The sequence below is a fragment of the Corynebacterium lipophiloflavum DSM 44291 genome (assembly GCF_000159635.1).
Taxonomy (GTDB): domain Bacteria; phylum Actinomycetota; class Actinomycetes; order Mycobacteriales; family Mycobacteriaceae; genus Corynebacterium; species Corynebacterium lipophiloflavum.
Genome location: NZ_GG667196.1, coordinates 117,148 through 128,486, shown reverse-complemented (window position 1 = coordinate 128,486; position 11,339 = coordinate 117,148). Strand labels below are relative to the sequence as shown.

The 11,339-nt window shown below is 64.9% G+C and carries 11 protein-coding genes; 4 read left to right on the top strand and 7 right to left on the bottom strand.

The window, feature by feature from the left end; genetic code table 11:
- Positions 1–2: 2 nt before the first annotated feature.
- A complete protein-coding gene (locus tag HMPREF0298_RS10140; protein WP_006841090.1) occupies positions 3–371 on the bottom strand; it encodes a DoxX family protein in 369 nt (122 codons plus the stop codon).
- 131 nt (positions 372–502) lie between these two features.
- Between HMPREF0298_RS10140 and HMPREF0298_RS10135 the strand changes: the two genes are divergently transcribed.
- Complete coding sequence (locus HMPREF0298_RS10135; protein WP_006841089.1) at positions 503–1,312, top strand: DNA-formamidopyrimidine glycosylase family protein; 810 nt, start codon at positions 503–505, stop codon at positions 1,310–1,312.
- On the opposite strand, the gene HMPREF0298_RS10130 is transcribed toward HMPREF0298_RS10135, so the two are convergent.
- Genes HMPREF0298_RS10130 through pgi form a run of 3 tightly spaced genes read right to left on the bottom strand, consistent with a single transcriptional unit; the run spans position 1,257 to position 5,032 of the window.
- Positions 1,257–1,895 (bottom strand): DedA family protein, encoded by a 639-nt coding sequence (locus HMPREF0298_RS10130; protein WP_040423151.1) that lies wholly within the window; start codon positions 1,893–1,895, stop codon positions 1,257–1,259. The two genes, HMPREF0298_RS10135 and HMPREF0298_RS10130, sit on opposite strands and share 56 nt — an antisense overlap.
- Before the next feature lie 15 nt (positions 1,896–1,910).
- Positions 1,911–3,398, bottom strand: a complete 1,488-nt coding sequence (locus tag HMPREF0298_RS10125) for a glutamate-cysteine ligase family protein (protein WP_006841087.1) — start codon at positions 3,396–3,398, stop codon at positions 1,911–1,913.
- The gene (gene pgi / locus HMPREF0298_RS10120; protein ID WP_006841086.1) at positions 3,398–5,032 is read right to left on the bottom strand and encodes a glucose-6-phosphate isomerase; all 1,635 of its coding nucleotides are present in this window, start codon (positions 5,030–5,032) and stop codon (positions 3,398–3,400) included. Before pgi ends, HMPREF0298_RS10125 begins: the two co-directional genes overlap by 1 nt.
- 50 nt (positions 5,033–5,082) lie before the next feature.
- On the opposite strand from pgi, the gene HMPREF0298_RS10115 reads away from it, so the two are divergent.
- Positions 5,083–5,385 carry an antibiotic biosynthesis monooxygenase family protein gene (locus tag HMPREF0298_RS10115; protein ID WP_040423149.1) on the top strand — a complete coding sequence of 101 codons (303 nt, stop codon included), beginning with the start codon at positions 5,083–5,085 and terminating at the stop codon, positions 5,383–5,385.
- 16 nt (positions 5,386–5,401) lie between these two features.
- Here HMPREF0298_RS10115 and HMPREF0298_RS10110 read toward each other — a convergent pair whose 3' ends face one another.
- Positions 5,402–5,695: a chorismate mutase gene (locus HMPREF0298_RS10110; protein WP_006841084.1), complete on the bottom strand. Its 294-nt coding sequence runs from the start codon at positions 5,693–5,695 to the stop codon at positions 5,402–5,404.
- 61 nt (positions 5,696–5,756) lie between these two features.
- Here HMPREF0298_RS10110 and pcrA point away from each other — a divergent pair, with 61 nt between their 5' ends.
- Positions 5,757–8,051 (top strand): DNA helicase PcrA, encoded by a 2,295-nt coding sequence (pcrA, locus tag HMPREF0298_RS10105; RefSeq protein ID WP_006841083.1) that lies wholly within the window; start codon positions 5,757–5,759, stop codon positions 8,049–8,051.
- A gap of 6 nt (positions 8,052–8,057) precedes the next feature.
- On the opposite strand, the gene HMPREF0298_RS10100 is transcribed toward pcrA, so the two are convergent.
- Positions 8,058–8,756 carry a M23 family metallopeptidase gene (locus HMPREF0298_RS10100; protein WP_006841082.1) on the bottom strand — a complete coding sequence of 233 codons (699 nt, stop codon included), beginning with the start codon at positions 8,754–8,756 and terminating at the stop codon, positions 8,058–8,060.
- A gap of 269 nt (positions 8,757–9,025) precedes the next feature.
- A complete protein-coding gene (locus HMPREF0298_RS10095; RefSeq protein WP_006841081.1) occupies positions 9,026–9,757 on the bottom strand; it encodes a M23 family metallopeptidase in 732 nt (243 codons plus the stop codon).
- Between the two features lie 222 nt (positions 9,758–9,979).
- Between HMPREF0298_RS10095 and HMPREF0298_RS10090 the strand changes: the two genes are divergently transcribed.
- Positions 9,980–11,332 carry a cell division protein PerM gene (locus HMPREF0298_RS10090; RefSeq protein ID WP_157464465.1) on the top strand — a complete coding sequence of 451 codons (1,353 nt, stop codon included), beginning with the start codon at positions 9,980–9,982 and terminating at the stop codon, positions 11,330–11,332.
- Positions 11,333–11,339 lie beyond the last annotated feature (7 nt).

Below are 11,339 nucleotides of genomic sequence, written 5' to 3'. Positions count from 1 at the left end.
GTCTAGCGCTTGGGCACCCCCGCGGCCCACAGCGCCGCCGCGATGAGCGCGGGTTGGCCGAAGAGGCGGACGAGGCGCTTCGCGTTGTTGTCCAAGCCGAATGCGTCGTGGCGCTCGGCGTACTGGCCGATGTTTCCCGGGTAGATCGCGGTGTAGAACGTCGCCAGCGCGATGCCCGTCTGGCGGTAGCGCTTGGGAAGGGCGAGCAGGGATGCGCCGAGGGCTATTTCGGCGAGGCCGGAACCAAGGACGACGAGGTCCTTGTCCATTGGGAACCAGTCCGGGACCTGAGCCCGGAAATCCTGGCGTGCAAAAGTGAGGTGGCTGATACCCGCGAAGCTCATGAACGCACCGAGGGCGTAGCGGGTCATCCGCTGAGATTGGCTGGGTTTACGGGACATATGCGTTACCTCCGGGTACGCAAGTTAAAGCGACTGATAGTACGAGGGAGATAGTACTCCCCAGAATCCCCGTTGTACGGCTGTAGCGTTAGTATCAAGCAGTGCCCGAAGGTGATTCCGTTTACCAGCTGTCCAAGCGCCTGCAGTTCATGGCAGGGCGCGAGGTCACCCACACGAGCCTGCGGGTGCCGCGCTTCGCCACCGTCGATTTCACCGGCCTGACCTGTGACCGCGTCTGGCCGCTCGGCAAACACCTGTTCATGCAGTTCGGGCCAGAAACCCTGCACACGCACCTGAAAATGGAAGGCACGTGGTCCATCCATCGGGCGGGGACACGCTGGCGCAAGCCCGGCCACACCGCGCGCGTGGTGCTGCGCTTGGCCGACAAACAGGGCGAGATTGAGATCGTCGGCCACGAGCTCGGTCTTGTCGACGTCTTCCCTACGCGCGAATACCCCACGCGCATGAGCTACCTCGGGCCCGACATGCTGGCCGAGGATTTCGACCACGACGAGGTGGTCAGGCGCATCCTTCGCACGCCCGACACCGAGATTGGCCGGGCGCTGCTGGACCAGAAGAACGCCGCCGGCATCGGAAACGAGTACCGCGCGGAGATCTGTTTTCTCGCGGGCACGCACCCGGCGAGACAAGTGCGTGAGGTGGACGTCGATAAGCATGTGCAGCTTGCGCGAAAGCTCATGTGGGCCAACAAAGACTCCCCGGTCCGCGTGACCACAGGGGTCAAACGGGCCGGGGAGACGAGCTACGTGTTCGGCCGCAACAACAAGCCGTGCCGACGGTGCACCACGCTCATCCGCAAGGGATTTCTCGGCGGGGAGGGCGACCTAGAGCGCGTTATTTGGTGGTGTCCGCGCTGCCAGCCGCCCGCTCCTTCATGGCACGGCGGATGAAGTAGCCCAGGACGAAGAGGATGAGCAAGCCGAGGATGGCATAAATCACGTTGGAGTAGGTGTCAACGTACTTACCGACGATGTGCCAGTTGTCGCCGAGAACGAAGCCCAGGTAGATCAGGATTGCGTTCCAGATCGCGGAGCCGAGCGTCGTCCACAACCCGAAAGTCACGAGGTTCATCCGGTCGAGTCCAGCGGGGATCGAAATCAGCGAGCGCACGCCCGGAATCAGGCGGCCGAAAAACACCGAGACCTTACCGTACTTATCAAACCAGGCCAGGGCTTGATCCACGTCCGAGCCCTTCACCAGCCACATCCACTCCGCGATCGCGCGCAGGCGCTGCGCACCCAACCACGCGCCGAGGCCGTAGAGCAGGTACGCACCGGCCACCGAGCCGATCAGCGACCACACGAACACCGAGACAAAGTTCAACGAACCCTGCGCCACGGTGAAGCCCGCCAGGGGCAAAACCACTTCGGAGGGAATGGGCGGGAACAGGTTCTCCGCCAGAATTGCCAGACCGACGCCGGGGGCGCCGATCACCTCCATTAAGTTGACGAGCCAATCAATAATCGCTTGCATGCCGGTCATTGTGCCTTACTCGACCGACGTCGACCAAGTATGCACGGGCGCGCCAGTCTCCTGATTAGCCAGGTATTGCCTGAGAACCCGCGCCAAAGCTTCACGACGCTGCCGCGTATCCGGCCGCGACCCAGCCCCCGCCTCCGTCAGCGCGGCGAGTTGCCACGTCGCGCCGTTCTGGCGGTTGTCCACCCGGCCCTGGATAATGCCCAGGTACTCCTCGATGCAGTCCGGGGCGACGCCGAGGGCTTCGAGGCCTAGGCGGGCGTCGTCAAGCAAATGCGAGCCGACAAGCTCCACGACGTCAATGGTGCCCAGCGTCGGCCAGTCCAAACGCGCCGTCAACCCATCGCGCGCTCCGGCGATGAAGTTCGCCTCCGCGGTGGCGAAGCTCAACCGCGACCACACTGGCCGCGTCTGCTCGCCGAGGAACTTCACCAGCCCGTAGTAGAACGCCGCGTCCGCGATGATGTCCTTGACCGTCGGGCCGGCAGGCAGGAGGCGATTTTCCACGCGGATGTGCGAAAGCTCGCCGTTGGGATCGTAAATCGGGCGGTTCCAGCGCCACACCGTGCCGTTTTGCAGGTTCAGGTAGTGCAGCCCCGGGTTTTCGCCGCTCATCACGGGCTTGCCGGCCTCGATGCGGCCTTCTGGGAGCAGCGGCGAGAAGTAACGCACGTTCTCCTCGAACAGATCAAACACGGAGGTAATCCAGCGCTCGCCGAACCACACGCGCGGGCGCACTCCCTGGTTGATCAGCTCCTGGGTACGCGTATCAATGGCTTGCTGGAACACCGGAATCCGCGACTCGTGCCAGAGCCTGCGACCCATAAACAGCGGTGAGTTCGCCCCGATCGCCGCCTGCACGCCAGCGATCGCCTGCGAGGCGTTCCACGCGTCAGCGAAGCGGTTCGGCGAGACCTGCAGGTGCAGCTGCATCGACGTGCAGGTCGATTCAGTGGAGATGTCCTCGAAATCGTGCCGGTAGGACTCCATCCGGGCGACATCGATGTGGAGCAGCTCACCGCGCGACTCCATAATCGAGTGGTTTAAACCCCGGTAGCGGTGCTCGTCGGTAATCCAGCTTGGGTCCTCGAGGAACTCCGTGGTCATCGTCGGCAGGGTGCCGATCATCGCGACACGCGTGCCCGCCTCGCCCGCCGCGGCGTGGACTTCGCCGAGGCGCTGACGCAGGTGCGCTTCCAACGTGCGCAGGCCGTCGCCGTCAATCGACTGCGGGGGCAGATTCAGCTCGACGTTGTAGGAGCCGATCTCCGACTGGTACTCGTCGCTCAAGTTCGCCAGCACCTTGTGGTTGAGCGGCGCAGGATCCATCGCGTCGTCGACCAGGTTCAACTCGAGTTCCAGACCAATTGTTCCCTGGCTCACAAAATCCGCCTGCTGCAGATGGCGGTCGAATACTTCGAGCTCGTCGACGAGACGCGCGCGGTACACCGTGCGCTGCCGCGGGGTATAGCGGTCCGTCGAGATCTTATCGCCCACTAGCGGGCGCTCCTGTACCAGGAAATGAGCGCATCAGTCGAGGAATCACCGGTATCCGGCTCGACCTCGCCCGACACCGCGGCGGCCAGGTCGTTGGCCTGCTGCTTGCCCAGCTCGACGCCCCACTGGTCAAACGCGTTGATGTCCCAGATCACGGACTCGGTGAACGTGATGTGCTCGTAGAGGGCGATCAGCGCGCCCAGGGCGTGAGGGGTCAGCTCCTTGGCCATGATCGTGGTGGTCGGGCGGTTGCCCGGCATCACCTTGTGCGGAGCAAGCTGCTTATCGACGCCCTCCGCAACGATCTCGGATTCCGTCTTGCCGAAAGCCAGAACCTTCGTCTGCGCGAAAAAGTTGCCCATCAAAAGGTCGTGCATCGAGCCCGACCCGTCCGCGGCCGGGAGGTCCTGCTTCGGGGAGGCAAAGCCGATAAAGTCCGCCGGGATAATCGTCGTGCCCTGGTGGATGAGCTGGTAGAAGGCGTGCTGGCCGTTGGTGCCCGGCTCGCCCCAGAAGATCTCACCGGTGTCGTAGGCCACGGCCTCGCCGCTGCGGGTGACGGACTTGCCGTTGGACTCCATCGTCAGCTGCTGCAGGTAGGCGGGGAATCGCGCCAGGTCCTCCGAGTAGGGCAGCACCGCGTGGGTTTGGGCCTTGTGGAAGTTGCGGTACCAGACGTTGAGCAAGCCCATCAGCGCCGGGACGTTGTCGCGAATCGGTGTTTCGCGGAAGTGCTCGTCGACCGCGCGGAAGCCTTCGAGGAAGCGCATGAAGTCGAGCGGGCCGATCACGGCCATCAGTGACAGGCCGATGGCGGAGTCGACGGAGTAGCGCCCGCCGACCCAATCCCAGAAGGGGAACATGTTGGCGGTGTCGATGCCGAATTCCGCGACCTTTTCCGCATTCGTGGACACCGCCACGAAGTGCTTGGCAATGACGGAGGTGTCGCCGTCGAAATGCTCGAGCAGCCAGCGCTTCGCGGCGTGCGCATTGGAGAGGGTCTCCTGCGTGGTAAACGTTTTCGAGGCGACGATGAACAGCGTCTCCTCCGGATTGCAGCGCTCGAGCACGCTGACCATGTCCGCGGGGTCGACGTTGGAGACGAATTCGGCGCTGATGCCGGCGGTGGCGTAGGCGCGCAGCGCCTTGGTGGCCATTGCGGGGCCCAGGTCAGAGCCGCCGATGCCGATGTTGACCACCTTTTTGATGGTGTGGCCGGTCGCGCCCTGCCACGCGCCGGAGCGCAGCGCCGAGGCGAAATCACGCATCCGGCCGAGCACCTCGTGGACATCGGCGGCAGCGTCCTGGCCGTCGACGCGCAGGTCCAGATCAACCGGCAGGCGCAGCGCGGTGTGCAGCACCGCGCGGTCCTCGGTGTTGTTGATGTGCACGCCCGTGAACATGTCTTCGATACGCGTGGTCAGGTCCGCTTCGTCGGCAAGCGCGAGCAAAGCGTCGAGGACGTCGTCGTCGACAAGGTTTTTCGACAGGTCGATGTGGAGGCCCGCCGCGTCGAATGTGTATTTTTCGGCCCGGTGGGGCTCGGCAGCGAACAGCTCACGCAACGACAGGTTCTTCTCGGCGTACAGCTTCTCAAGGCGCGTCCAGGCCACGGTGGAGGTAATCGAAGTCATGGGTTCCACGCTAGTCAAAAACGCGGGCGCGAGAAGGCATAATGGAGCGCATGAGTATCGTGAAAATCAACGCCATTTCCGTTCCCCCGGCAGGCGGGGAAGAGCTCGAGCGCCGTTTCGCGGCCCGCAAGCACGCGATCGACTCCCAGCCCGGGTTTGAGGGCTTCCAGCTGCTGCGCCCGGTCAAGGGCGAGGATCGCTACTTCGTGGTCACCCGCTGGGCGGATCAGGAATCCTACGACGCCTGGTGGGCAGGCGAGGGTCGCGGCGCCCACGCCGGTGGCGGCAAGCCGGTTGCCGCAGGCGCGCAACTGCTCGAGTTCGAAGTCGTGCTCGATTCGCTCGAGGCTTAGTCCCAGCTAGTCCCAGCTAGCCCAGCTTGCCGCGGCCGAGGCGTAGCAGGATTCCCGCCAGCGCCGGGCCCTCCTCGCCGAGCTCGTCGCGGAACTGGTTGATGATGGCAACCTCGCGGGTGTGCACGAGGCGGGTGCCGCCCGAGCCCATCCGGGTCTTGCCGATTGCGCGCGACACCTCCGAACGCCGCTTCACCGCGTCCAAGATGACGCGGTCGAGCCGGTCGATCTCCTTGCGGTAGGCCTGGATCTCGGCGTCGGACAGCGGATCGTCGGTCCCAGACGGCGTGCGGATGTCGAAGTCGCTCATGCGTGCCCATTATGCCACCCGGGGGGCTGTGTCCAAACGTGATTGTAGGGTTAGGGGCATCATGAACACAGATCTGGTTTTGGGACTCAACCCGCAGCAAGAAGCCGCCGTGAAGCACAGCGGAGGCCCGCTGCTGATCGTCGCCGGCGCCGGCTCCGGAAAGACGGCGGTACTGACCCGCAGGATTGCCTACTTGCTGCAGGAACGGGCGGTAGCGCCGTGGCAGATCCTCGCGATCACATTTACCAACAAGGCCGCCGCCGAGATGAAGGAGCGCGTGGCCAACCTCGTGGGTCCCGAAGCGCAGCGCATGTGGGTGGCCACCTTCCACTCCGTGTGCGTGCGCATCCTGCGCCAGCAGGCGCAGCTGGTCGCTGGGCTCAACACCAACTTCTCCATCTACGATTCAGACGATTCCCGCCGGCTTTTGTCGATGATCGCCAAAGACCACAACCTCGATCTGAAAAAATTCTCGGCGCGGACCTTGGCCAATGCGATCTCGAACCACAAAAACGAGCTTGTCGGCCCGGCAGAAGCCGGCGAGCGCGCGGAGCGCACCCGCAACCCCTTCGACCTGACCGTGGCCCGCGTCTACGCGGACTACCAGCGCCGGCTGCGCCAGGCCAACGCGCTGGACTTCGATGACCTCATTGGGGAAGTAGTCCGCATTTTCAAGGAGCACCCCCACGTCACCGAGTACTACCGGCGTCGCTTCCGGCACGTCTTGGTCGACGAGTACCAGGACACCAACCACGCCCAGTACGAGCTCATTCACACCCTCGTCGGCAGCGGTCCGGATGTCCCGGAGTTGGCGGTCGTGGGTGACTCCGACCAGTCGATCTACGCGTTTCGCGGAGCGACGATCCGCAACATCGAGGAGTTCGAACGCGATTACCCCGACGCCTCCACGGTGATGCTGGAGCAGAACTACCGCTCCACCCAGAACATCCTCGGCGCGGCCAACGCGGTGATCGCCCAGAACCAGGGCCGGCGCCCGAAGAACCTGTGGACCTCGCACGGGGCGGGGGAGAAGATCACTGGCTACGTCGCGGACAACGAGCACGACGAGGCCCGCTTCATCGCCAGCGAGATCGACCGCCTTGCCGATCAGGGCAGCCGTTACAGCGACATCGCGGTAATGTACCGCACCAACAACGCCTCGCGCGCGCTGGAAGATATCTTCATCCGCTCCGGCATCCCGTACAAGGTCGTCGGCGGCACGAGGTTTTACGAGCGCCGCGAGATCCGCGACATCGTCGCCTACATGAAGGTGCTCGACAACCCGGATGACACGGTGAGCCTGCGGCGCATCGTCAACGTGCCGAAGCGCGCGATCGGCGACAAGGCGCAGGCGATGGTGGCGCTGCACGCACAAAACAACGGGATTAGTTTCGGCCAGGCGCTTGTCGACGCCTCCGCCGGCGACGTCGGCATGCTGGCGGCGCGCTCGAAAAACGCAATCGCGGGCTTCGTTTCGCTTCTCGACGAGCTGCGCACCGACATGGCCGACATGACCAACGAGGTCACCGGCATGCCGGATCTGGGGATGCTGGTCACGCGCATCCTCGAGGCCACGGGTTACCGCGCGGAGCTGGAAGCTTCCAACGATCCGCAAGACGGCGCGCGCCTGGACAACCTCAACGAGCTAGTCTCCGTGGCGCGCGAGTTCTCCTCGGAGGCCGCCAACCAGGTGGCGTACATAAGCCAGGACGAGCTCGACAGCGTGGTGGAGGAGGGCGAACCCATGCCCGGGTCGCTGCAGGCGTTTTTGGAGCGAGTCTCCCTCGTCGCCGACGCCGATCAACTACCCGACAGTGACCAAGGGGTGGTGACGCTGATGACCCTTCACACCGCGAAGGGACTGGAGTTTCCCTACGTCTTTGTCACCGGCTGGGAGGACGGGCAGTTTCCGCATGTGCGGGCGCTCGGCGACCCGGAAGAGCTGGCGGAGGAGCGTCGTCTAGCGTACGTGGGCATTACGCGCGCACGAACCAAGCTCTACCTCACGCGCGCGGTGCTGCGGTCGTCGTGGGGATCCCCGGTGACCAACCCCGCCAGCCGCTTCCTCGCTGAGATCCCCGACGACCTCATCGACTGGCGCAGGGTGGAACTGGAGCGCAGCGTTACCTCCGACGCCTGGGGCACCCCTCACCGGCGCCAGGCCCCGGCGAAGACGCGCGTGAACAAGAACCTGCAGCTTGCCCCCGGCGACCGCGTCAACCACGCGAAGTACGGTCTCGGCACCGTCCAATCCGTGGAGGGGTCGGGAGTGCGCGAGACGGTCGTGATCGATTTCGGGTCGTCGGGCACAGTCAGGCTCATGCTCATCGGCGGGGTGCCGATGGAAAAGCTCTAACCGGTTTTAGATGCGGATGCCCTGAGCCTTGAGCCAGACCTGCGGATCAACGGGGGTTTCGCCGTCCGGCCTGATCTCAAAGTGGAGGTGGGGTCCGGTGGAACGGCCCTCGTTGCCGATTTGGGCGATCTGGTCCCCGGCTGAGACTCGCTGACCCACCGACACGCTGTAGTTGCGCATGTGGCCGTAGACGGAGACCTCACCGCCGTCGTGCTTGATCACCACCCAGTTACCGAAGCCCTGGGCGGGGCCGGCGTTGATGACCGTTCCGTCCATCACGGCGTAAATGGGTGAGCCAGCGTCGTTGGCGATATCGATGCCCTGGTGGATGCGGCCCCAGCGGGGGCCGAAGCCGGAGCTGAGGCGGCCCGTGGCGGGGGTGACGACGGTGCGGCCGTCGGAGGTTGCGCCCGTCTGGTAGGTCACGGTGTCGGAACCTTCGGGCGGGACAATCTGGATGGTTTGGGCGGGGAGGTTGAGAAGCTGCTCTTCGGCGCGGGGGTCGTAGACGATGGTGTGGTCGCCCGCGGTGAGCGTGGCACCGTTGGTGTAGATCTGGCTCACTGCGAGGGCGAGCGCGTTGGCGATTTCAAGATCGCTGCTGGCGGGCACGCCGTCGAGGTTGACCGTGAGGGCGGAGGCGGGGGCGGCGGCTGCCGACAGCGTCAGGGTCGCCGCAAGCGCGGCGAGAAGGTGGCGTTTCATGTGTTCCGGGTACCTCTGGAGTCGGGGAGCGTCGAACAGGGATAGAACTTAACGGACCTGAAGGGTCCCGGCAATGCCCCGACGTGCGGTTTTGTCGAATCTATGTTCCAGTGACTAAAGAACCGCCAGCATATGGCAATGAAACGGAAGTGAAAATTGTTACAAAAGTGATTTGGTGGCGGGGGTGGACCTTTCTACCCCCGAACACAACCCCGCGCACAAAAAGAACCCGCCCCCAGGTGGAGGCGGGTCAGTGCACATGAGCGGTTCTACACAGTGATGCCGAGCGCTGCGAGCCACGGCACGGGATCAACGGCGTTCGCGCCGTCAGGGTGCACCTCGAAGTGGAGGTGGGTTCCGGTGGAGAAGCCGCGGTTGCCCATGCCCGCGATCTTCTGGCCGGCCTTCACGCGCTCGCCGACGGCGACGTCGAGGGTCTCCAGGTGGCCGTAGACGGTGATGGTGCCGTCGTCGTGAAGCAGGCGGATCCACTGGCCGTAACCCTGCGCGGGGCCGGAGTCGAGGACAGTGCCGTCAAGAACGGCGAGGATCGGGGTGTTGGTCACGTTGGCGATGTCAATGCCAGCGTGGAACGCGCCCCAGCGCGGGCCGAAACCCGAGGTGAAAGCGCCCTCCGCCGGCTTCGCCGACATCGGGGCGCGCAGCAGCTCATCGGCCTGGGCAACGAGCTCAGAGTGCTGCACAGCCTTGTTGAGTTGGTCTGAGAGGTTCTCCACCGGCTTGTACTCTGCGATGGCGAGGATCTGCGGCGCGGCGTCGGCGGAAGAAAGCTGGGTATCTACGGCATCGGTGTCAGCCGCAAGCTCGAAGTCGACGGTGGGCTCGTTGGCCTTGTCGGACTGGATTGCTGCTGCAGCTGCGCCGGAAACGCCGGCGGTGGACACGGCACCCGTTGCGACGGCGACGAGAGCGACGCGTCCCTTGTTGGGGGACTTCTTGCGATGCTTGCCGCCCGTGCGCGCCTGTGTGGAATTGAACATGGAGTCCTCTTCAGTCTGTCCGCTGGGTTATGGTCCGTGAAGGTATTGTGACCTTCCCGTTATCTACGAAGGGATACTGTAACGGTTAGGTCAAGACAAGGCAAGCCAAACTCCAGTTTTCTGAATAGGGTTTGCGTCACGAAGTGTTACATGCGCCCCCACCGGTGCATTTCGGGGTGTCCATCGCGGTGGGTTGACCCCTCCGGTGGGACAATGGCGGCGATGAGTACAAAGTCGAGCCCGCAGTCAGCCCCGAATGCGACCCCGAACGCGATGCGCCGCCGCCGCCGGCCTGAGCGCCGCCCGGTAACCGCGCCGCGCACAGTCGTTCCCGAGCAAGCGCCCCAGACCTGGGGCCAGCGGCTTCGAATGTACCTGCCAACCGCCGCCGCCCCGAGCGGCTTTATCACTCTCACGGTGGTCGTTTTGAGCCTCGCGGTGGTGCTGCTCTCGGGCTCGCCGCTTGCGTACCTGCCGGCGTCGATAGGCGAGATGTGGCTCGTCGGCCATGGCGCCCCCGCCAGGTTCGACGGGGTCACCCTCGGGCTGACCCCGGCGCTGGTGCCGATCGCCATTGCCGCCCTCATCGCGCAGCGCGTGCGCGCGGCCACGAAGAAAAGGGTCAGCATCCTCGACATCGGCGCAATCGCCGCGCTGGGCCTTGGCATCCCGCTCACACTGACGTGTATTGCCCTGCTCATGGTCGGTGATGCCTCGAACGTGTACCCCGTTGAACTGCCGAACCTCGCCGCCGCGCTGGTCCTGCCGCTTCTGGTCCACGCGCTCGGGATCGTTGCAGGTATTAGTTCGGTGGTGTGGCGCGCGATCGCGCGGCGCGTGGGCGTGCCGCAATTCATCGTCGACGCGGCGATTACGGCGTCAACCATTGTCCTTCGACTGGCGCTCGCCGGGGCGGCCGTGTTCCTCGTCCTGCTCGTCGCGGGGTACGACCGCATTGCGCAGCTTCTCGACGCCTACCCCACGCTGCCGGGCACAGGCACTGCCACGCTGATTCTTCTGAGCGTGCTGTATCTGCCCAACGCCGCTGTGGCCGCATTGAGCGCCCTGCTGGGTGGCAGCGTCGAGTACGCGGAAGCTTCGGCCTCCTTGTTTAGCGTGGACCCGGTCGCCTTGCCGGCGCTGCCGCTGTTCGCGGCGATCCCCGGAGCCGCCGCCGCTTGGGCTCCCGTGTTGATGCTGATCCCCGCCGCGGTGCTGGCGCAGTTCTTCGCCGCCCGCTCGCTGGCCATCAGGGATGTCGCGGTCGTTGCCGGATGGGTGGGCGTGCTCCTCCTGATCGCCATCCCGTTCGCCGGGGGGCGTGCCGGGGCCTACGGGTACGTGGGCGCCCACCCGCTCGCTCTGCCCGTCCTGGGGATGGTGTGGGTGGCTGCCGTGGGCGGGCTCGTCTGGCTCGTCGGCCGGCTGCGCCGCCCAGCAGAGCCCGCACCGGAACCAGAGCCCGCACCGGAACCAGAACCAGAACCAGAACCCGCGACAGTGCAGGAGACGTCGCCGCGCGGCGGCAGCACGAAATGGGTGCCTCCCACGGACATTGACGATCCCGAGGACTAAGCTGGTC